The 22,391-nt window shown below is 41.8% G+C and carries 21 protein-coding genes; 3 read left to right on the top strand and 18 right to left on the bottom strand.

All coding sequences use genetic code 11. The annotated features are described in order from the left end of the window. Positions 1 to 26: 26 nt before the first annotated feature. From SLH55_RS05560 to SLH55_RS05510, 11 genes are all read right to left on the bottom strand, one after another. On the bottom strand, positions 27 to 2,816 hold the full coding sequence (locus tag SLH55_RS05560) for a VWA domain-containing protein (protein WP_320322901.1): 2,790 nt from the start codon (positions 2,814 to 2,816) through the stop codon (positions 27 to 29). Beyond that, positions 2,800 to 4,560 (bottom strand): VWA domain-containing protein, encoded by a 1,761-nt coding sequence (locus SLH55_RS05555; protein ID WP_320322900.1) that lies wholly within the window; start codon positions 4,558 to 4,560, stop codon positions 2,800 to 2,802. Before SLH55_RS05555 ends, SLH55_RS05560 begins: the two co-directional genes overlap by 17 nt. 9 nt (positions 4,561 to 4,569) lie before the next feature. Continuing rightward, entirely contained in the window at positions 4,570 to 5,451 is an 882-nt protein-coding gene (locus tag SLH55_RS05550; RefSeq protein ID WP_320322899.1) for a DUF58 domain-containing protein, read from the bottom strand. Beyond that, entirely contained in the window at positions 5,448 to 6,449 is a 1,002-nt protein-coding gene (locus SLH55_RS05545; RefSeq protein ID WP_320322898.1) for a MoxR family ATPase, read from the bottom strand. The genes SLH55_RS05550 and SLH55_RS05545 overlap by 4 nt, the downstream gene beginning before the upstream one ends. Positions 6,450 to 6,454: 5 nt before the next feature. Further along, a complete protein-coding gene (locus SLH55_RS05540; RefSeq protein WP_219169168.1) occupies positions 6,455 to 7,951 on the bottom strand; it encodes a hypothetical protein in 1,497 nt (498 codons plus the stop codon). An 11-nt stretch (positions 7,952 to 7,962) separates the two neighbouring features. After that, complete coding sequence (locus SLH55_RS05535; protein ID WP_320322897.1) at positions 7,963 to 8,808, bottom strand: ABC transporter permease; 846 nt, start codon at positions 8,806 to 8,808, stop codon at positions 7,963 to 7,965. Beyond that, positions 8,805 to 9,740 carry an ABC transporter ATP-binding protein gene (locus SLH55_RS05530; protein ID WP_320322896.1) on the bottom strand — a complete coding sequence of 312 codons (936 nt, stop codon included), beginning with the start codon at positions 9,738 to 9,740 and terminating at the stop codon, positions 8,805 to 8,807. The genes SLH55_RS05535 and SLH55_RS05530 overlap by 4 nt, the downstream gene beginning before the upstream one ends. Next, positions 9,737 to 12,136: a hypothetical protein gene (locus tag SLH55_RS05525; RefSeq protein WP_320322895.1), complete on the bottom strand. Its 2,400-nt coding sequence runs from the start codon at positions 12,134 to 12,136 to the stop codon at positions 9,737 to 9,739. Before SLH55_RS05525 ends, SLH55_RS05530 begins: the two co-directional genes overlap by 4 nt. A gap of 400 nt (positions 12,137 to 12,536) precedes the next feature. After that, positions 12,537 to 13,652, bottom strand: a complete 1,116-nt coding sequence (locus SLH55_RS05520; protein ID WP_320322894.1) for an N-acetyldiaminopimelate deacetylase — start codon at positions 13,650 to 13,652, stop codon at positions 12,537 to 12,539. Positions 13,653 to 13,752: 100 nt separating this feature from the next. Beyond that, positions 13,753 to 14,460, bottom strand: coding sequence for a 2,3,4,5-tetrahydropyridine-2,6-dicarboxylate N-acetyltransferase (gene dapD, locus SLH55_RS05515; protein WP_219169178.1), 708 nt, complete (start codon positions 14,458 to 14,460; stop codon positions 13,753 to 13,755). A 95-nt stretch (positions 14,461 to 14,555) separates the two neighbouring features. Beyond that, positions 14,556 to 15,434 carry a LysR family transcriptional regulator gene (locus tag SLH55_RS05510; RefSeq protein WP_219169180.1) on the bottom strand — a complete coding sequence of 293 codons (879 nt, stop codon included), beginning with the start codon at positions 15,432 to 15,434 and terminating at the stop codon, positions 14,556 to 14,558. Positions 15,435 to 15,544: 110 nt separating this feature from the next. Here SLH55_RS05510 and SLH55_RS05505 point away from each other — a divergent pair, with 110 nt between their 5' ends. Further along, positions 15,545 to 16,270, top strand: coding sequence for a sulfite exporter TauE/SafE family protein (locus SLH55_RS05505; RefSeq protein WP_308807576.1), 726 nt, complete (start codon positions 15,545 to 15,547; stop codon positions 16,268 to 16,270). Between the two features lie 73 nt (positions 16,271 to 16,343). Here the strand turns inward: SLH55_RS05505 and cbpB are convergent, their stop codons facing one another. Both cbpB and SLH55_RS05495 read right to left on the bottom strand, forming a co-directional pair. Then, positions 16,344 to 16,784 carry a cyclic-di-AMP-binding protein CbpB gene (gene cbpB, locus SLH55_RS05500; RefSeq protein WP_219169184.1) on the bottom strand — a complete coding sequence of 147 codons (441 nt, stop codon included), beginning with the start codon at positions 16,782 to 16,784 and terminating at the stop codon, positions 16,344 to 16,346. 156 nt (positions 16,785 to 16,940) lie between these two features. Beyond that, positions 16,941 to 17,186, bottom strand: coding sequence for a YkuJ family protein (locus SLH55_RS05495; protein WP_034756109.1), 246 nt, complete (start codon positions 17,184 to 17,186; stop codon positions 16,941 to 16,943). 155 nt (positions 17,187 to 17,341) lie between these two features. Here SLH55_RS05495 and SLH55_RS05490 point away from each other — a divergent pair, with 155 nt between their 5' ends. Together SLH55_RS05490 and SLH55_RS05485 are read left to right on the top strand one after the other, a co-directional pair. Beyond that, positions 17,342 to 18,298: an MBL fold metallo-hydrolase gene (locus SLH55_RS05490; RefSeq protein ID WP_219169186.1), complete on the top strand. Its 957-nt coding sequence runs from the start codon at positions 17,342 to 17,344 to the stop codon at positions 18,296 to 18,298. Continuing rightward, a complete protein-coding gene (locus SLH55_RS05485; protein WP_219169188.1) occupies positions 18,295 to 18,531 on the top strand; it encodes a glutaredoxin domain-containing protein in 237 nt (78 codons plus the stop codon). The genes SLH55_RS05490 and SLH55_RS05485 overlap by 4 nt, the downstream gene beginning before the upstream one ends. A 76-nt stretch (positions 18,532 to 18,607) precedes the next feature. Here SLH55_RS05485 and SLH55_RS05480 read toward each other — a convergent pair whose 3' ends face one another. The 5 genes from SLH55_RS05480 to SLH55_RS05460 form a co-directional block, all read right to left on the bottom strand. Next, positions 18,608 to 19,108, bottom strand: a complete 501-nt coding sequence (locus SLH55_RS05480; protein ID WP_219169190.1) for a DUF3993 domain-containing protein — start codon at positions 19,106 to 19,108, stop codon at positions 18,608 to 18,610. 214 nt (positions 19,109 to 19,322) lie between these two features. After that, positions 19,323 to 19,562, bottom strand: coding sequence for a hypothetical protein (locus tag SLH55_RS05475; protein WP_257475128.1), 240 nt, complete (start codon positions 19,560 to 19,562; stop codon positions 19,323 to 19,325). Positions 19,563 to 19,808: 246 nt separating this feature from the next. After that, entirely contained in the window at positions 19,809 to 21,032 is a 1,224-nt protein-coding gene (locus SLH55_RS05470; protein ID WP_219169192.1) for an EAL domain-containing protein, read from the bottom strand. Between the two features lie 155 nt (positions 21,033 to 21,187). After that, positions 21,188 to 21,955: a 2,4-dienoyl-CoA reductase gene (gene fadH, locus SLH55_RS05465; protein WP_219169194.1), complete on the bottom strand. Its 768-nt coding sequence runs from the start codon at positions 21,953 to 21,955 to the stop codon at positions 21,188 to 21,190. Between the two features lie 131 nt (positions 21,956 to 22,086). Continuing rightward, complete coding sequence (locus SLH55_RS05460) at positions 22,087 to 22,305, bottom strand: hypothetical protein (protein ID WP_219169196.1); 219 nt, start codon at positions 22,303 to 22,305, stop codon at positions 22,087 to 22,089. Positions 22,306 to 22,391 lie beyond the last annotated feature (86 nt).

The raw sequence follows: 22,391 nt of genomic DNA, 5'->3' as shown, positions 1-22,391 counted from the left end.
AAAAGAGAAGGCAGCGCCTTCTCTTTTTATTTTCCCCTTCTCTTTTTAGCTTCCAGAAGACGCTCAAGACGTTCGTCATCATGTGATATTATAGGTTCTGACTTTTTCTTCTCCCTCTTCACTTTCTTTACAGGTTCATTTGTAACACTTGTCGCTTGTAGTGATGGACTGCTGTCCGTTTTCTGCCATCGAGGGTTTTGGTCGTGTTGGCGATTTCTTGCCACTTTTTTGCCAAGCTGTTCGACATTTCCTTTTTCTTTTATCCTTGTATCTGAAGTCTTGGCGGATTTGACCCTCTTGTATAACGTCATCAAGAGACCAAGCCCGAATCTTCTTACGTATATCTCACTGAAAAACAACAGAAAACCCGCAATGATCAGTGCGGACTGAATCGATTGTTTTTTGTAGGCTCGGGTATGAAGATCCCTGAAAGCATCCTTCAGTGAAACAGACTTCTTTCCGGCTGTCTTCTCTACGATTGTATCAAGCGCCCGGTGCCCTCCCCTGAAGCTGTACTCTTTGGAATAAGGGACTGAAAAACCTGTCTGGTAAGAGCTTTCGGAACTCTCTCCTTTATTTGATATATTCATATTGTAAAGACCGGGGGCTAATCGTTCTTCAAATAAGACTTCATAATCACCCGGTGCTTTTATTCTCGTTGTGGCAGGAATCGTTTTTCCATCTTCTGATAAAACAGTCACCTCAAGGGGCGATACATTTCCTTCAGAGGATGATAGATTTAATTGGGTATTTCCTTTTCCTTCTTTCACATCAATGGTGAAGGGGTTCGAACTTATGTCTGGAAATGATCTGTCAACAAGATCATTTACGAACACCGGCCACCCTTTCCATCGTGCAAAATCCCCCGTCCATTTCCCACTCGTGTCAGAGGTAAAGGCAAATGACCTTCCAAGTCCGTATCTCCAAGTAGCCAAGACGGGATCCTCTTTCCCGCTCTCCATTTCCATTTGGGCTGTCCCTTTTAACGAGGTGGCGATATAAGCATTCATTTCCGGAACACCATCTTGAAACAATGTAGACCATTCTGCCGATGCAATCCGGGGATAGAACGGCTGATCTTCAATATAGGTTCTGGTCGTAATCACTGTCTCCCTGGTCAATATGCTGGGGATCACACTGGCATCCACGACATCATAGAACCTTCCCTTCCCCCACTGCGATAAGTCGTCCAGCAGTGCCCTGTCTGCCCCTTCACCGATGGCAACAGTGGATAAGGTGATCTGTTTATCATGTCCCTCTTCCACAAGATTCTGGTAGCTCCCTGTTGTGGCTGATTGTCCGTCTGTCAATAGAACGATATGCTTTCTCTTTAATGGGAGGTTTTCAAGACTCTCGTATGCTTGCTGCAAGGAGGTGAAGATTTCGGTTCCACCTCCGGAAGATATGGAGCGAATCTGTTCTTCTACTTTTTTACGGTCAGTAAGAGGTTTCGTTTTAACAATTTCCCATGGCCGGTCATCGAATGCAATGACTCCCAGGGTATCCTTGTCTCTTAGAAGAGAGACCGTTCTCGCGGCTGCTTCCTTGGCAAGGGCTATCTTATGGCCGTTCATACTGCCTGATCGGTCCAGTACGATGACAAGTCCCAGGGACGGTAATTCCTTCTTACCTTTAACATCCATATCTACAGGAAGTAATCGTTCAATCGGGGTTTTAAAATATCCACCTAGCGCAAAGCTGTCACTTCCCCCAAACATAATGAAACCTCTCCCGAACTCTTTCACGCTTTTTTCCATGAGAAGCATTTTTTCCTGGGGTATACTTGTTGCAGGTACGTTATCAAACAGTATACTTTGATATTGCAGGTAAGATGTCAGCTTGCCGGGCAATTGTTCCGGCTTGTATACATCGACGGTAACTCCTTTTGAATTCAGAATCGGGGTCAATGCACTTTCGTCGGATGAATTTTCCACCAGCATGACTTTGGCCGGACCTTCTGAGCGGGCCAGTTGGAACAGCGTATTGTTTTCGGGATTCTCATCCCCTTCTGAGAACACTTCTGCTTTATATACCAACAAGCCGCTACTTCCGACGGCATGCTTGAAGGTAAACTCATTTTCGCCTTCCTGTACTTTGAGGTTTTTCTTGATGATGGTTTTATCATTCAATGAGACGCGCATCTCAACCTCTTTTTGATTAGTGCTATACGTGTTGACCTTAATATTTGTTTCTTCTCCTTCATATTGAATGGGTGGTACAGAAACACTCTGTACCGCCACATCTTCTGACCTATCCGATGAAACAGGGATCCAGTCTACCTCAATCTTTTTACCATTCAATATTGGAATGATGTCTTCACCTGATCCCAAAGTTTCCTTACCGTCCGTTAAGGCGACAATTCTACCACCATCAGGAAGAAGATTCGATGAGTATTCGAGTCCTTCCTGAAGATTTGTATCACCCGCATTCACTTCCCCCCGGAACGAATCCATTTCTTGTTTCGAATCGGAAACTGTACGTTCTATTTCAGCATTTTCACCAAACGATACAACCCCATATCGATCTTGTTCTTTCATATCGTTGGAGGCTTGACTGATCAACTCAAGGATCTGATCCTCTTTAGTTGAGACAGAAGCTGAACGATCGGCTAAAAAGATGACCGATTTTGCCTTATCAGGGAATACAAGGGAAGGATCGGCAAGGGCCAAGATCAACAGAAACATGGCACTCCCCCTTAAAACAAGAATGATTTTCCCATCTTTTCTCAAAGGCTGCCCTTTAGCATAAAGAAAGAGGACGAATCCCAGGGGAATCAGGAACCATAACCAGAGCACTTCATTAAATTCGACTCCCACGTCTATAAACCTCCCACTCTATAAATAACACCAAAACGGCTAACATCAGAAGCAATGAAGAAAAGGTTTCAGGGATGGCATCCTCCTCTTTTCCCCCATTTCCTTCTGAAGGGTTCTGTGTAAAGGACTCACTTCCCAGACGTTTTTCCCTTTCGTCCAGTCTGACACTGAAGTATTTAATCGCTTCTCCTTGAACTGCCTTGTAAAGACCGGGGATCAAAGGAGCTTTAAATCGTTCATCCAGTTCCGATTCTTGTATAAACTCATCATCAGCTGTATAGATATCCCACTCGCCACCGGATAGAGAAATGGTCCTTTCTTCTCCAGGCTGGAAATATCCGATGAATCCTTGATCCTCTGAAAGAAACTGATAAACATTGTGAAGGAAGAGCGGAAACCCGGCATGCAGGGGAAAATCTGTGTCATTCAAATGCATGTTCAGGACAACGAGTCTGGTGCCTTCCTCTTCTCCCTTCTGTAAGAGGGGTACGGAATCACTTTCTGCAAGTGTATCCAATCCTTTTCTATCAATGGAACTTGCCTTTTCAACAAAGACTTTTTCTAAATCCACATGCTTTAAAAGAGGATCTTCGCCCCTTACGTTGACTTCTGATGAAAGGCTATTCGATTTCTCAGAAGATTGTGGAATGATCATGGCAGGATTTTTAAGCGATAATCTTTCCCACTGCTCGTTCGTTGTAACAATGATCCCGTCACCAAGCTTCACCCGGTCCTCTTCAACGGTTTTCACATCCACTCCGAGTGATTGGAATCCCTTTAATAGAAAAGGGTTTAACTCCCCAACCACAGAAATCGGCGGTTTGGAAATAGCCTGAATACTTTCAAGAACATTATCCATTTTGAAATCATCCTTGAAGGCAATTTCCGCTTTGTAAACGGGACTTTCAGGCAATTCAGGCAGAGAGACAACCGCTTCTTTACCTGCTTCAATTTCAATGTCCTTTGAGGCGATCATCTTTTCATCATCGAAAATGGTGATCTTCCCGATTTGTTTGTTCCTGCTCTGATTTTCAATGACAGCGACTCCCTGATAGAAAGTCCCCACTCTCTCCACCCCGAAGCTTGCGAGAGAAACATTCTTTGCTTCCGGCAGGAGGTTATGTACCTGAATAGGAGTCGTCACCTTCTCCTTTGTAAAATCCCGCTTTGTTACCGAGTCAGAGTAGACATGGATAATGGATTTGGGTCCTTTTCCGAGCGCTTGTCCAAGGCTCAGCGCCTTCTTCATATCTTCATGATCATTCGTCAATGACATCTGTTGCAAATGGTCCACCGCCACTTGATCGTTCTTCTCTCTTGAAGTAATGGTAGAGACTGAGCTACCGACGCCGAGAATGGTGATATCCCCTTTGGTATCTTTGATCAAAGAGCGTATCTCTTCTTTGGCTAATTCAAGATGTGTCTGACCATTCACTGATGCATTCATGGAAGCAGAGGTATCCAATAAGACGATAACATGACCTTTTTGGGCCATCTGCCCCTCTGTATATGGATTAACCAAAGCAAGCATCAATAAGAGGAGGATCAGTACCTGTAATAAAAGGAGAAGATTCTTCTGTAATCGATGGAACCAAGGTGATGCCTGCCATTCCTTCATCACCTCTTCCCATAATAGGTTGGAAGGTACGGTATGATCCCGATACTGCTTCCTGAAGAAGTACATTAATATGACTGCAGCTATAAAAAATGAAAAGAGAAAAAAGAGTGGATTTCCTATTCCCATACCATCACCTCAGCGAATCCATCCATTTTCTTTGAAATGCTTTAAGAATACTTCATTCAATGGGGTCATGCTATTTGTCAGGAGGTAACCAAAGCCCCACCTTTTACATAATGATTCAATATGGTCATTGTGTACCCGCAATCGTTCCTGATAGTTCATCACTATATTCCGATTTAATGATACATTTACTTCCTTATGGTTTTCACTATCTATTAATTTCACATCGCCCAGATACGTCGGGGACATTTCTTCTTCATCGAGTAACTGTATAAAATAGATCATTTCATTTTTTACAGACAGCCTTTTAAGAGTATCCCTGATCAGTGATATGGGTTCCAAACCATCCGAAATGATGAAAGAAACCGGATTTTTCTTACGGACACCCTTTTCCATTTCCTTAAAGAATGAAAGACTCTCACCTTCCGTAATGTTTGATGATAGTCCCTGTATATCAAACAGAATGGCTTTTGCATCACGTGGACCCTTCTTCGTGAAAGTCTTCTGTGAAGGGGTTCCGACACAATTCAACGTGAGATGGTCATCATTCGCCAGGGCAAGGAATGAAATGGCACCTGCCAATTCTCTCGCTCTCTTCCACTTTCTACCTTCTTTTACCATAGAATTGGTGCAGTCAAGATAGATATGGACCTTTATTTCCCTCTCATCCAAATATCTTTTAATAAAGATCTTATTCGTTCTGGCATAAACATTCCAATCGATTTGCCTGACATCGTCACCAAGCTCATACATTTGATAATCTGAGAATTCAAGGGAACTGCCTTGATAGTTTGCTATGCGTGAACCCTTCTGAAGTCCCATTCTCATTCGATTCCCTCTGATTCTGTGCCTTTTCAACTGTGCCAGTAACTGGCTGTTCCAAAAGGATCTCACCGGGACTCACCCTTTAGAACCCAATTTATTAACTCATGAATGAGTTCATCGGTCTTCACATTCATCGCTTCCCCTTCAAAGTTCAGGATGATACGGTGCCTTAGAACGAGAGGGGCGACCTTTTTAATATCTCCCATGGATATATGGTACCTGCCTTCTGTCAGAGCCCTTGCCTTTGCCATCAGTATGACATTTTGAAGCCCTCTGGGTCCGCTCCCATATTCAACATATTGCTTGATACTTTCTGTCGTCTTCTCGCCATCTGGATGTGTTCCGTCAATGAGGTCTATGGCAAAATCAATCATCTCTTCTGTCACCATAATTTCTTTAACCAGTTCCTGAATCCTCAAAAGCTCCATCTGACTTATCTTCTTATCGAGATGAACCTCATCGGTTCCAGTGGTACGTTTGATAATTTGTTTCAATTCTTCTTTAGATGGATAGGAAACGATGATCTTACTCATGAAACGGTCAACCTGGGCTTCAGGGAGTGGGTAGGTTCCTTCAAGATCAATGGGATTTTGAGTGGCCAATACAAAGAAAGGCTTTCCAAGCGTCATGGTTTCACCTACCACTGTCACCGTATGCTCGGCCATCGCTTCCAGCAGGGCACTTTGGGTTTTTGGGGTTGAACGGTTGATTTCATCGGCCAATACAAGTTGGTGAAACAAAGGACCTTCATGAAAAACGAATGGGTGTTCATCATCCCTGACTTGCTTCATGACCATGGTGCCGGTAATATCTGTAGGCATCAAGTCAGGCGTGAATTGGATCCGGGAGAAACTGAGATCCATCACATTCGAAATGGAACGGACAAGCATCGTTTTTCCTACACCCGGTAACCCTTCCAGAAGAGAATGCCCACCTGCCAGGATGGTCCATAGAACCCCTTCAAGAATATCCTCCTGTCCGACAATGTACCGCTGGACCTCTCTTTTTACTTCCTCCATTTTTTCAGAGGCATCTCTGAACTGATGTTCCTTATCTTCAATATTCATCCATTTCACTCTCCCGGATCTATTTCACTAAAATAGGACTCTATAATATGTTCTAAATCTTTTGGAATGGTCGCTCGACTTGCACCATTCCGATATGAAGAATAGTACTCTTGATAGACTTCTTCATAAGATCGCAAGGAACCTTTTTGGACCGGACCATCGGTCTCGAACTGATCTCCCCGTTCACCTTTCCCTAATTCTCCTGAATCAAGTTCTACAGAATTCTTTCCAGAAATCTTTTCAGGTACTGAGAGCATTTCCCTGGAACCCTGACCACTTCCCGCACCATTCCCATTGCCTGCAGCTCCTTTCCCGCTGCCATTGCCTCCACCGGCACCGGATCCATTTCCACTTTGTCCCGTAGAATTTTGTGTTCCGCTTCCCTGCCCCCCATTTGCAGTAGATGGCTTTTGATTTGTAGTCGAAGCGGTGTTTGGTTGACTGGAAGACGATGATCCTTTTTGATGCGAAGAAGGCTTTTGAGCCACTGTTCCGGGATCTGTCGTCGTACCACTTTCCCCGATGGCTTTCTGTAAAAGCTCTGCTTCTTTTTGCATCTCTTCTTGAAGTTTAGCCAGTTGACTCATCCCCTCTGATCCCCTGGTTTCATTCAACAGGTCTGCTAATTCTTCAGGTGAGTCAATACCTTGATCTTTCAATGCTTTCATCAGTTCATCTTTCTGTTGTTCTGACAGCTTATTCAATGATTTCATCAGTTTACCGTCAGCATCTTCTAGGGCCTTTTTTATAGTGGGTAAGTTTAAACGATCCAGATCATGTTTCACTTCGAGCAGCTTGGCATTTTGTTTCTCCACCTTTTTCTTCTTAAGATCCAGTTCCTTTACGACTTTGTTGATTTCTTTGTATCTCTCTGCCGCCTTCTTCTTATCCTTCAACTCTTCGTTTTCCTTTAGCAGTCTTTCTTTAATAGCGGCATTTCCTTTCTTTTTCGCCTGTTCCGTTATACGTTTGTCTGACTGAGCGATGATCTCCCTTTCCCGCTCCATTTGGTTTGCTTGTTGAAAAGTGGCATCGCGTTGAGTGTAAATCAGAAAGGATAAAAGAACGAGTGATAGCGTAGTCATCAGCCATTTCGGCCGCATAATCTTTTTCCGATATCCCTTGATTTCTGGAAAAGCCCTTAGCATTCTCTCCAGGGCATCCCGGGTGACCAATGGTGATAAAGGATGATCACTTTGAAGACTGCTAAAAGCTGCAGTCACACGATTATCTTCAATGAACCGGTCATAGAACAAGGCGCTATCCTTTAAGGTCGGCCTTCTATTGAAAGTCACCATTCCACCGGCGATAAATATAAGGGTGATCCCGCTCCAAAGGATTCTATCCCAATACGGAATGGCGATGATCGATGCGAGAGTGATGACGAATAGAGCAAAGGCTCCTGCATAGACAAGCAGGAGCTGGAGAGAATTCCAACATTCGTTGATCAAAAGCTTTTTCCTTATTTGCTTAAGTAATTGAAAAAATTGATTCGAGTCCATTTTCTCACCCTCTATTTAGTGCTCTTCACCTTCATACTCGGTCTTAGCTTCAAAATGCTCAGGGACAGAGATATTACAGCAAATACTGTATATATACTCAGGAATGAGATCCAAAGCGGAAACTTGATTCCACTTCGTGTATAGATTTCTTCAATTGCCATCGGTTCAAAATGCCCCATGATGACAATGGCAGGGTTGAACATCGCAATAAGGTAAGGGACAGGAGTGGTCTGATTCTGGTATGGTCCGTTCCCCATTGTCATAGAAAGCATGAAGAGAAACAACGTCCCCCCTACGAGAAACAGTACCGTTGCATAGGTTGTCACCATGGATACAATGGTTTTACGGATTACAGTTGAATAAAACACTCCCATTGAACCAAAGGTGAACACGAGAAATAAGCTGTACCCAAACACGGTGAATAAATCTGAAGGGGATACGCCCCCGAATAAGAAAACAAAACTATAAAGCGGCAAGCTTGATATGACTAGTAAGAGTAAATAGGAAACGGACGAAACGAGCTTACTCAAAATTATGCTCATGGAACTTTGTTCTGTCGTTAACAACATACTCAACGTTTGTTTCTCCCTTTCACCGCTGATGACACCACCAGTCAGACCGGGGGTAATGAATAGTACGAGCGCAAGCTGCAAGAATGAGAGAATCATAAACATCACCCTGCTCTCTTCAGGTCGAAAATAGCCCGTATTTGAAAACCGGGTTTGCATATAGATGAACCCGATGACGACAATACCTACGGCAATCAAGTAGCACAGCATCCCGATGAACGCTTTAAATGAACGGAACCGGAGCTTGAATTCTTTATTTAACATGGGATTGATGAATAATGATCTCATGAAAGGGTCACTCCTTTCGTTATCTCCATAAAGACATCCTCCAAGTTTGTTTCTGTTTCTTTGAAGCTCAGAATGGGAATGTCATTTAAGATGGCTTTCTTCAGTAATTCAATCTGCCCTGTTTCTTCTCCCTTATAAAGGAACTGAAGGGTCTTGCTTTCTTCGTTCACTTCGATCTTGGAAACAAAAGGATCGTCTTCAAAAAATGTAGCCGCACTTTCAACAAGCCCCCTCACTTTCACCACAATCAGCTTATCTGCCTGAAGTTGAAATTGAATGTCCGATACAGAACCATGTGCAACAAGTTTCCCATTATCGATGACTCCTATTTCATCACACATTTCAGCAAGCTCGGGAAGGATATGGGAGGAAATCAGGATGGTTTTCCCCATCTTTTTCAATTCCTTAAGGATTTCCCTCATCTCGACCCTCGCCCTCGGATCAAGACCCGAAGCCGGTTCATCAAGGATTAGGACCTCCGGATCATGGATAAGGCATCTTGCCAGACAGAGTCGCTGCTTCATCCCCCTTGATAAAAGGTCCACATAGGAATCTTTTTTATGAGAGAGATTGACCAGTTCCAATAGCTGCGGAATGAGCTTTTTTCTTTGGGCAGCAGGGATTTTGTAGCTGGCACCGTAGAAATCAAGATATTCCTCTGCTTTCAATTGATCATACACACCGAAGAAGTCGGGCATATATCCAATTTGTCTCCGGACCAATTTAGGCTCATGGCTGATATTGAATCCATTCACCGTAGCGGTTCCAGCTGTGGGGGCAAGAAGTGTCGCAAGTATAGAAAACGTCGTAGATTTCCCTGCTCCATTCTGACCGACAAATCCGAATACTGTTCCTTTTTCGATGGATAAATTCAGATTATCCAAAGCAAGGAATGACCCATAACGTTTCGATAAATTTTGAATTTCAATCATGGTTGAACCTCCCCTTTCAGCACAATGGAAGGAAGGCGAACAAATGGATCCCCTTGTGAGCGTTTTTCGAATTCGAAAACGATTTCTCCATTGTCATTCAAATAATCTTTCATTTTTTCCTTTACTTCAATTGAGTTCGCTGATGTCTCTTCCAGGTTTATCTTCTCTTCCGTTTGCGGGTCGACAAGTGAGAATTGAAGGACCCCTCCGGTATGAAGCGTCATATTCAAGGAATGTAGATTGACCTTGGTAAGATCGATCTGTTTAGGGAGCTGAATGGTCATTTCATATGTACCATCCTCGATTCCTATTTCATCAGCGCCATTAGGAGAATAATGCTCGATGATTTGCCCACTCAGCGGTTTAACATCAAGATCAAGTTGCTCACTGCGAAGCGTAAATGCGCCTTTATAATTCCCAAGTGAAGGAAAGTGTTGATAAAGTAGCGAGAAATTATCGGATTTTGATTCTTTATCCTTGATGCTCATCTCAAAGATGCTGGCTTCGGTATATCCAAATATGACCGGCGAATTACTTTCATTATCGGATGAGATCATCTGTGCTGCGAAGTTTTCCAATCGTTCCTTTTTTTGTTGTTTTATGCTTTGTTGATTCGGGAAAGGTGCCGCCATATTAGGATTTCCGATCGGTGAAGACAAATAATCGGTTGAAAGCTTCTTATCGATTTTAAGGCTTTCCCCAGCCTTCACTTCACCCACCCGATAGATGCGGGAGCCTGACCAAATATATACATCTGTAAAGTCGTATGGGAAATCATTCAGAATGGTCCCTGTAACCGTTTTATCCTTTAATACTAATTCAGGAACAAAGCTTCCCAGTTTATTCTTTTCACTTGTACCAAGAACTGTCCTTGTCGACCAGTACTCTACATCCCTGAACGTGATCTTTCTTTTATCATTACTTAGTTCTTCTACAGCAAACTGGTATTGGCTCCCTCCACCCGGGTTATTCCTTATCCTAGCCGGTGTCAGCTCCAGTTGGTTCTTATCAGATACAAAATCATAGTCTCCACCGGAATTCGAAAGGGCTGTAAATGCTGAAATGCCGTGAACGCTTTGATCATCTTCTACTTTTAATATGTTCATTTGGTTCAGATGCGGCTTAGAGATTCTGTCTTTGGCTCCTGTAACGAAGATTCCTGTAGAGACAAGGATGGAAATGGCAGGGATGATCCACCATGCCTGTTCACGTTTATCTAATTTTCTTAATGCAAAATATAACAGCGGCACAATGACAATCAAATAAATGATTAGAATAATAACTAAAGTACTGACTTTAAAGTTTGTCGATGGAAAGAGTTCATTGCTATCCGCTACTTCATAATAAATTCTTTCCAAAAAGCTTTGATCGCCATTTTGCTGCCCAAGCAGGAAGTACGGTTCGGTTTTTGACAACATGTTTGCAAACCATTCATCATAATGTTCCCATCCGTTCAAGACGGGATCCCCCAGTGAAAAGGATGTTTGCCATACTTCCCCCAACCCTTTGGCATTCATTGCGACTAAAGGGATATCATTCTGCTCAACGATCACTTCAGCATCTGGGTTCACCTTACCTTTTAAAATGGGTAAAGAACTGAAAGAAGGGTTAATGCTTTTCTTCACATTAAAGGAAGAGGTATCAGAAAGCGTTCCTTCCTCATTCAATGTAAGAGGGACCATATCCGATAATGGACCCAATGTATCTTCCTGATGAGGCGAGGCACCAACCATTAATACTCCTCCATTTTTAACCCAGCTCATAAGAATCCTCTGCTGGGTCCCCTTGAGTTCAGTCAGATTGAACTGGTCAATGACAATATAATCAAGCATTTGTAATCCGTTCTTTTCTTCAGGGAAAGTCTCTTTGGTAAGAGTCAATGTCTCAACCGTATTTCCTCCCATGGTAGAACCTTTGATACCTTTTAATCGATCGGGGTTTTCACTTAATAGTCCGATTGTCGTATTGTTGCTATAAATGAAATTAGGTGTTAAACGTTTATCTCCTTTAAATTTCACTTCTTTTCCGTTTTCCCATGATCCCTCAAACAGATGAATGGTCTGAAGATTTGAATTGTGTCTGATCTCATCGTTAAAGCCGGGAATGGAAAATGTGTATGTACGTTCTGAATCGGCAGGGACGTCTATGGACAATGCCCTTGCTCCTCCGGTTTGATAAGATGGTGCATAATCAAATAATAGATCGCCTTTGAAATCGGAACCTGTATTTTCAACCTTCACTGTAATAGGAAAGCCTCGACCTTCTTTTACTTTTCCGTCAATTCCTTCTTCCACTGAAATTTTCATTTGTCCTTCGGCTAGTGTTGTGTCCTGTATTAACAGAAACATCAAGACGCCTAAGAACGTGACAAATATTGCTTTTGCCAACCTAGTCACATGCATTCCCCTCTCCCTTTCTCTATCTCTCTTGAACATAGACGAAATGAAATAGGAAAAAGTTTCTTTTTTTCTATCTTCTTTTTCCTTTTTCGACCAGTTCTCTCAAGTGTAATATTACACTATCCACACATAATCTCAAGGGCTTTTTTACATAAATAGTATTTTTAGAGTTCTTTTTATGATTTTTTTTGATTATGATCGAATCGAGTGTCGGTTGATTTCCGCTACGATCGACTGACTATGTTGAATTAGGTAGGACAAATGTTTACAAAAAAATCCGAACGATCATTCGAGATTCATTTATGAAAATCGAATTCGTTCGGATTTTTTATTGTTTTTAATATGAACAAATTGTGTGGTTAGAATGTTCCCACCCTTAACGTGGTTCACATTGAGATTATACTGTACTGATATAATCCGTCAGTAGTGTGATGGCAAAGTCGATTGCTTCTTCTTTGGGATTTAATTTGCTATGGTGAAGTCCATAAGGGGAGTCGACACCCAGCCAGAACATAAAACCGGGTATTTCTTCAAGCATGTAACCAAAGTCTTCACCAGTCATAGCCTCTTTACAAATGACAAGGTTTCTGTTCGTTTCCTTTAAAAAAGACATAAAGTGTTTTGTCCAGCCTGGATTGTTGTAAACTTGATGATACATGCTTCCATAATTCACATCAATGTCACAGTCATAGCTGATTTTCATTCCTTCGATCAACGATTCTAAACGCTTTTTCACGCTTGCCATAGATTGTTTGGAAAGCGTACGGATCGTTCCTTCGAGTCTTGCGGTTTCTGCAATGACATTCTGAACTGTGCCACTTTCCATCTTTCCTACAGTGATGACTGCACTGTCCAAGGGATCGACGTTGCGGGAGACGATTGACTGCATTTGCGTGACAAAGGATGAGGCCACGACAATCATATCCTTCGTTTGATGGGGATAAGCAGCATGCCCGCCTTTTCCTTTAAAGTCAATAAATAATTCAGATGTATTGGCAAAGAGCAGTCCCTCCTTGACGGCAATTGTCCCCACTTCATATTCCGGGGCAATATGTAAGGCAAATATGCAATCGGGCATCCATTCCTTCATGATATCACTTTGAAGCATCGGTTCCGCACCTCCAGGTCCTTCTTCTGCCGGTTGGAAGATGAAAAGGAGATCATCTTCTATCGGATGATCTACAAAATGGGTCAGAACCCCCAATTCAATACTCATGTGAAAGTCATGTCCGCACGCATGCATCCTCCCTTCATGTGTTGAAGGAAAATCCAACCCTGTTTCTTCCTTGATCGGAAGACCATCAATGTCTCCTCTGTAGCCGATCAACTTTGAAGGATTGGTGCCATGAACCTTAATGAAAAGACCTGTTTTCCAGGGTTTGACCTCTAATCTGTCAGCAGGGAGGCCGGATACGTAATCCAATAAGTATTTCTGTGTCTTGTATTCCTTGAATCCAAGTTCCGGAATTCTGTGGAGATCTCTCCTTATCGACTTAAAATCAACGGTTGACATGGGTATCCTCCTATAATGAATTAGATTGTGAAGAAAGGGGATTACAAGAAAAGAACAGACGCCAGCCGCCCGTTCCCTCTTTGATCTTGATATGGTTGAATTACAGTTGACGCAATTCTTGTTTAATTTCCGTTTTTGATTTGGTCTTGTCATCAATGTCTTTCAGTTTCTTTGCCGGAGTTCCCGCAACAACCGTGTAAGGAGCCACGTCATCAACGACAATCGCACCTGCTGCAACGACAGCCCCTTTTCCGACCGTTACTCCTTCAAGTACTACTGCATTGGCACCAATGACGACATCATCCTCAATGACAACCGGTTTCGCAGATGGCGGTTCGATGACTCCGGCAAGCACAGCGCCCGCTCCAATGTGGCAATTCTTTCCGACTGTTGCACGTCCCCCAAGTACTACATTCATATCGATCATTGTTCCTTCTCCTACAACTGAACCGATATTGATCATCGCACCCATCATGATGACTGCATTGTCACCGATTTCCACCTGGTCACGAATGATGGCACCTGGTTCAATACGTGCTTTCACCCCTTTTAGATCAAGAAGAGGAATCGCAGAATTGCGACGATCATTTTCTACTACGTAGTCTTCGATTTTATCTTTATTTTCTTCAAGGATAGTTGAAAGCTCGCTCCATTCTCCAAAAACCACACCCGAAGTTCCTTGAAGGAAAGTCTGGGATGAGCCGAAATCGATACTGTCCAGATTCCCTTTCACATAAACCTTCACAGGAGTTGATTTTGTACTATTTTGAATAAAAGAAATAATTTCGTTTGCATCCATCATGTTCATAAGAATTCCCTCCGTAATTATGTATAAATTCAGAATTCATTTCTTGAATTACTTTATCAGATTAAAGGGTGGAAGACAACCCATAAACGCAAATCCTATGAGTTTTCATGTATGAATTCGTTTACAACTTCTACAAAGGCTTCCACTTGTCGTAATTGAAAGGCAGATTCGTATCCGAGTAACCAGGTATCACGATGGATAAGTGAATCATGCTCATCGATCAGCGGAATCTTATAAATATCCTCTTCCATACCATCTAACGTGATGGCAGGCAGGATGGCATAGCCGATTCCGTTTAACGTCATCTGCTTACATGTTTCAATTTGATCCACCACGATCGTCCGTTTAGGGGTTGTCTGGAATTGACGATGCCACCAGTCCTGTATTTCCTGATAATAATTGGAGTCACTCTTGAATTGAATAAACGGCCGGTCTGTTTTCATCACCTCATCGATGGTTTGAATCTCTCTATCCACCAAGTACAGCGTGTCTTGGAATAAATGGTGCTTCGGCCCCTTCCAATCCGGAGTCCCCCTAATGATCCCTATATGGACTTCATCTTCATAGATCGCTTTAAGAATTTCACTGCTCCATCCCGTCATTAAAGAGATCTTTGCGTGAGGATAGGTCTCAACAAAGCGTTTAAGTACCTTGGGAAGCCAATTTTGACCCACAATCGATGCGCAGGCAATCTTCAATGTTCCGTGCACCTCAAATTCAAGAGCTTGTATGCGCTCCTTTACACTCTCTTCCTTCTGAAGCATTTCATCTGCCAGTTTCACAACAAGTTCTCCTGCTGGGGTCATGGACAGACCTTTTTGTGAACGGAGAAATAGTTTTGTCCCCCACTCTTTTTCGATCGTCTGCAGTCTTTGGGAGAGAGCAGGTTGAGATACGAATAACCGTTCCGCTGCTTTCCTCATATTCATTTCCTGTGCAAGTACGTGGAGCAGTTGGTATTCCGAGAATGCCATATCCTTCACCTCCATAAGTTTTTCTTATATTATATCTTAACTTATATAAAATTTCATTATTAGTCGGAATGGAATACACTGTGAGTAGATGGAAAAGAGGTGAAGTATCTGTGGAAGTGATTTTATTTTTCACTGGCTTGGTTGTTGCACTTATAGGTACTCTGGCTGGAAGTGGTGGGCTGATAGGCATGCCGGTCATGCTTATTATCGGATTGCCTATTCATACGGCCATTGCGACCGCCAAATTTTCAAATATCATCAGTTCATTTTCGAGCTTTGTGTATTTAGTAAAGGACCGGAAAGTAACGTGGAAGGAATGTTTGCCGATTCTACCTATTGCTCTGGCAGGGGGACTTTCGGGGGCTTTTCTGTCAGATAAGATTCCCCCATCCATGCTTGAATGGATGGCATTCTTCTTCCTTCTCACTGCCTTGTTATTAAGTCTTTTCAAGGGTTTGAAGCCTAAGGAACATATCAAGAATTACCATAAGGCATACGGATATTTGTACGTCATCAGTACGTATGATGGTTTATTCGGACCTGGCCAGGCAACCATGCTTATGTACACTCATTTACTTCATGGTCTGTCTTATTTGAAATCCGTTGCACTTACCCGTTTTCAAACCTTTGTCAGCTGTTTCGCAGCATTCACTGTTTATTTTCATAATGGTCATGTAGAATGGAACGTCGCCATCCCATTTGCATTAGGAGCTCTGCTGGGGGCTCAATTGGCAGTCAGACTGGCATCAAGGCTCTCTTTGAAACATTTACACATCCTTTTAAATGTTTTGACTTTCATCCTCATTCTTCAACTCGGAAAGAACATATTCTTCTGAGTAAGAAAAGCAAAGAGGATGACAACGATGTCACCCTCTTAGTTAGTGAACTTATTTAACTGCTTTAAAGGGTTTAGTCCCTTTTAAACAGCTGTCGTTGAAGCTGCTTTAACACTACTCTCCTTGTCATGATGCCCTCGAAATAGCCATCGTCTGACACCACGCATAAAAATGGGTGATCGACCAATAATTCCAAAGCCTTCTTGAAGTCTGATTGTAAGGAGACAATCGGAAAATCTGCAGTCATGACTTCTTCTACCTTTTTTGCTTCAAGTTTCTCAAATTCAAAGCGTTCGAGGCCAAGTATTGAATCAGTGATTAAACTTGAACTGATCAAGCCCTGAAAACGAAACGTTGGATCGAGGACAGGGATGGCTGAGTAACCACTTTTTGTAAGTAATAGCAACGCATGTTCCAGGGAATTTCCTACCTGCACATGAGCTACCTTCTCAGAAGGAATAATGAAATCCTTAATATTCGTTTCTAATAACTCCTTGCTACTCAATGAAATCATGTATAACCCCTCATTTATAAAAATAAGAATTGTACCGCCCCGTATCTTCCAAAGATGTAGACACTCTACATTTTAACATATTGGAAGAAAAATGTATGCTTTAAGGATCGGTTCAAAGACTAAAAAAGATAACCGATTGGTTACCTTTTGCATGCATTAATCCTGTTGTGCTTCTTGAAGAAGTTCAAATATCTCTATAGCTGTAATGTCTATGTTATCGAAAGGAAAGCTGTTTCCTTTTTCATTCATGACTTCGATTTCAAATGTATCCTGCTTGGGTAAATACTTTACCTCACAGATTTTTTTTCCATTGTATTCGAAGAATCGTTGTTGAGTTTCCCCTTGTTCACCTTGTTCTTGCAATGATTTTAATCTTTGTATAATTCCAAGAAGCTGAGACATAATCACTCTCTCCTTTCCTGATCTAATTCTTGGTCATAGCTTTTGCATTGTACCAGATTCTATCCTGTTAAATCTAATGTTTTGTCCTTTTTCAATCAAATTTCCTTTATAATGAAAGGGTGCAAGTATTCTCTTCCAGGGAAAGGATTGATTCGATGAGTATTTACCGTATAGATTCCCAAATATCATTAGTTGATCTCATGGACTTATCATTAAAGGAACGCACAGGTAGTTATATTTTGAACGAAGAGGCATTGACCGTTATCGAAACATCCGCCAGTCCTTCCATACCTCATCTAAAAAAAGGTCTCTCTAAGTTAAACATTAATCCTGAAGATATTCAATACATAATTTTGACTCACATCCATTTGGATCATGCCGGAGGTGCAGGTCTTTTTCTGAAAGAATGCCCAAATGCAAGGATTATCGTCCACCCAAAAGGAAAGCGTCATTTAATCGATCCTACTCGTTTGATAACAGGCGCTAAAGCGGTTTATGGAGATAAATTTGAAGAACTATTCCATCCGATTGTTCCAATACCTGAAGATCGAATCATTGTAATGGCAAATGAAGAGCAGCTAAGTCTTTCTGAGAGATGTACGTTGACGTTTTATCATACTCCGGGACACGCCAATCATCACATCAGCATATATGATTCCGCTTCAAATGGAATGTTTACAGGTGACACATGTGGAATACAATATACCATTGGTTCGAAGCGTTTTTATTTCCCTTCTACCTCTCCGAATCAATTCGATCCTGAACAGATGAGAAATTCTATCTCAATGTATAGAAGCCTTAACCTCGACCGATTGTATTTCGGTCATTATGGTGTGACGGAAGAAGTATCTTTTGCTCTATCTGAAGTAGAAAAGTGGCTGGATCTATTTATGAAAAAAAGTGAGGGCAAGTACTCCGCACATGTTACAATGGAGGAGAATATAAGAACGATCACTACTCTGTTATTCGAACTGACAAGCAATGAATTGGTTCAAAAAGGAATCGATCCCGACAACCCTGTTTTCCGATTATTGCAGCTTGATATGAATGTTTCGGCAATGGGGATCGTGGATTATTTAAACAAACGACATAAAGGAGATCATTCATCATGAAGGAAGTCACTCTGTATTCACAACCAGAATGCCCACCATGTGAAGTGGTTAAAATGTTTCTGAATGAACATAACGTGAAATATAAAGAACTTAACATAAAGAAAGACGAACAAGCTAGAAAGTATCTTATTACCCAATTGAAGTCCTACTCCACCCCTACGATAACCATCGGTCCTGAGGTCATTACAGGCTTTGATTTGGAAGCACTGACAGCTGCTTTGAACATTGATTAACTGGAGTTACCACAAAAAAGTTGGCCATTAGCCCTGAGATTAATAGCATCAGGGCTAATGGCCAACTTTTACTTTGTTATCTGGATTGAACACCTTCAGGTAAATCATAAGTGATAGATGAAACCTTCCATGCGCCTTCTTCTTCACTTAATACTACAGCTTCAATTCCACTATTGGTTGAATAAGGACCTTCTCCCTGATTCTTTCTTTCTTCATAGACATACCATTTTCCATCTATGTATTCAGCTCTGGTAGATTCATCATACTGAAAAAATGGTATATAATGCGAGGCAAAATCAGATCCGAATGTAATAAAGCCACCGTCTATCTCATATAGATTTTCATCCATAAAGCTTGTTGTAAGTCCCTCTGTAAGGTATTTTGACAGCTTTGTTTCGATCTGCTTTTTCGACTGGGGTTGTTCACCTAATGACACTTGTGTATGAAAGGCGTCTCTTACAAGATTCACTGCATTATTCTTTGTGAACTCTGATGCCTCTGTCTGACTGACTTGTCCAGAAGCCGCTGTAATGAGACCTACTATTAATAATAATAACCATACCTTTTTCTTTTTCACGTGCTTCCCCTCCCTTAATCATTGGATGAAATTATTGTAGCAACGGAAAAATGTCGATTGGGTACCATTCACTCGTTAAATTGTTACAATGACTGACATATTTTTTGGTTTGGTTGTAAATTTCCCCCTGATCATGACGGTTAAACACCCTTTTTGTGGAACATTTAACCAAAAAAAGAATGTTGCATGAATTTCATGCAACATCCCAGGTATATTATGCTAAGTAGCGAATAGACCAATAAATAATGAATAAGGCGATCAGGATGGTCCCTATAAGAATAGACAAAAACACCGGATTGCGAATGTACGGGTGTTCCTTTACAACGTCGGGAATATCTGTGTCAAAATCACCTTTCAACCTCTTCTCCTGACCGGCCAACCTATAGGTATATACAAGAGAATAACCGGCTAGTGCCAACACAATCAAGGCAAGCACAATCATAAATACACTCATTATAGCCCTCCTTACAAAATGTAGTTAAGGATAATTTGTCCTAACAAGTCAGAGCTATACAAGAAAAGCAGAAGGGGCTTGCACTGGGGCGACAATCAAAAGATGAATGGGCCCCGAAGGCGTTCTTTGCCTTCTTGGTCCATTTAGCTTATGACCTCGAGCCTCTAGCCGCCGCAGCTGGACAATCGAAAAGCGCTGGCGGCTTGATCAGAGGTCAAGCGTAAGATGAGTCACCGGGAAACCATGTTAAAAAAGCAAACCGTCCTCTTCAAATAAAAAGTCATATGAGAGATCCATAAAAAGATAATGATCATTTCCAAATGGGTAGGAATATGTGCGGATCGATTCGCCTGAATCGATGTCACTGTAAATATCAGACAATAATCCTTTTTTATTGATCCTCATTCGAATGATATTTTCCAGAAAGTATGGACGCCAGCTCCAATTCTTGCCTTTGTACCTTGGTTCGACCATCCATTTTTGATCGATCTTCACCACATTACTCGTTACCTGGAACCCGTTTTCATCGCATATATACAAACGAAAGCATTTATCAGTAAAATGCATGGCCAGATCAAATAAAAGCTCATCGAACACTTCAGTTTGTTTCTTTAAGATCATCAATGTTTGACTGATTTCTTTATGGAGGACTTCCGCAAATTCATAACCTGCTTCTAGATGCTTCTTTTCATATCGGATATAGTCCTGACATTTTTCTTTGAGCTTTTCCTTTAAGAGATCCGGTTCTAGGAAAGAGTCAGACGGATGCTTTAGATAAAAGCCCTGATAATATCTTCCCCCATTCAGCCAAGCAAACTGAAGCTGATAGTTGATTTCGATGTTCTCGAATAAAAGGGATGCACCAATCTTTCGTGCAAGCATGGATAAACTATATAAAATATCTTTATACACTCTGTTCCCCGCATCATTGCGTAATTGATACAGATCCACTTTTAGAATATCCGGTGAATAGTGGGAGAGCCTATCCAGTTGACCACTGTTACCTCCTATATTATCGATTGCGATCTTGATTCCATATGTTTTGTAATAGAGGAGGAGATGAACCAATTGATCAAAGTCTCCTACAAAGGATTTTTCGGAAAGTTCAATGACAGTCCGATTCAAGTCCAATCCTTTCTTTTCATAATCGAGGAGCAACTCAAGGAAGGACTCACCGTGGTCATGCATAAGTAATCTTGCATCGCGGTTAAGAAATATGTAACCTTCCTGATCCTCTTCCAGAAATTTCTCCAGGGCCATACGGGTGACACGCTCATCCACTTCAATCTTATATTCATCAGGTATCTCTTCATCCCCAAAGAATGGGCCGAGACTTTCAACGGAACCATTCCCTGTATCCATTCTCCCCAGCACTTCGTATCCGATGATTTTATGTTCATCCGCACTGAAGATCGGTTGAAAGTACGGAATCACTTTTTCTATATTGGTTAATATCTCTAATGCATCCATTCGCACTCCCCCACCATCACTCATGTTTTTGCATAATTATAACACATCTATTAAGGGGACCTGTAAAATTTAAAAAGCCTTCCCTGCTCTGCCGCTTAGACATGAGAAGGGAAGGCTTTATCAAGTTGAACTCATAATACTCTTACATTTGATGATTAAAAGGGAAAGGGGTTCAGCCATTGGCCTCCATCCATGGTAATGCATTCACCGTTAATATAGGCTGCTTTTTCCGAGGCGAGGAAAAAGGCAAGACCAGCGATTTCTTCAGGTGTCCCCAAACGTTTTAAAGGGACACTGTCGATGGTTCTTTTGGCTGCTTCGTCTGAAATCCAAAGTTTTTCTGCTCCTCCCGTTCGTTCAATAGGTCCCGGTGCAATCGCATTTGTACGTATACCGTATTTATGTCCCCATTCAACGGCAAGAGTCCTCGTCAATGATAGAACACCTGCTTTGGCAGCTGCCGAATGAGCGACACCTGCCCCGGCATTCCAAGCATATGTGGCAACCATGTTGATGATCGATCCCTTTTGATCATTTTCGATCCAATAGTTACCGACGGCATGTGAACATAGGAAAGTTCCATTTAGAACGATGTCTATGACGGACTTCCATCCATTAGGAGTTAGCTTTTCTACAGGACAAATAAAGTTTCCTGCAGCATTGTTAATAAGCACGTCGATTTTACCGAATTTTTCTGACGTGAACTCGACCATGGCCTTCACATGTTCCTGCTCCCTCACATCCATTTGAAAGACCTCGATATTTCCTTTAAGAGATGAAAACTCTTCTTTCACTGACTGAAGCCGTTCTTCATTCCTCCCTGTGACGACAACACTTGCACCCGATTCCACGAAGTGTTTTGCCATATATTTCCCCATACCATTTGATCCGCCTGTTACAATGACTACTTGCTCTTCTCCCATATGTAATCCCCCTTATTAATGAATGAATACTCACTCATATATTATCATATAAAAAGGTGTTACAACCATCATTACATAAAAAAAGACTGATTTTTAAGAAAATGGCATCTTCTAAAAATCAGTCCAAAAAGCTAACTGTCCGGATTATTCACGATGAGATCATGTAGCTGGGCTAAGGCTTTGATGATCGTCTTATTTCTTTTATATCCTTTTGCTTCAACAGAAACATCATTATATGAAACAACTACCTGACCTAAAGATCGAGGAGATTTAAAGCCGAATACATACACTTTAACCGTTCCTCTTTCGGTAGGGAGAAAGAGGATTTCCATACGTTTTCTCTTTTTCATAATCCCTCTCCTTTGCAGAGCATTCGGAACCTTGATTCATATAAAGAGCTCATACTCCGATATTATATGAATCTTTTACTCTCCTC

Source organism: Rossellomorea sp. YZS02 (assembly GCF_033963925.1).
GTDB lineage: Bacteria > Bacillota > Bacilli > Bacillales > Bacillaceae_B > Rossellomorea.
Note: the sequence above shows the minus strand (reverse complement) of the source record. Positions and strands in the feature narration are given on the sequence as shown.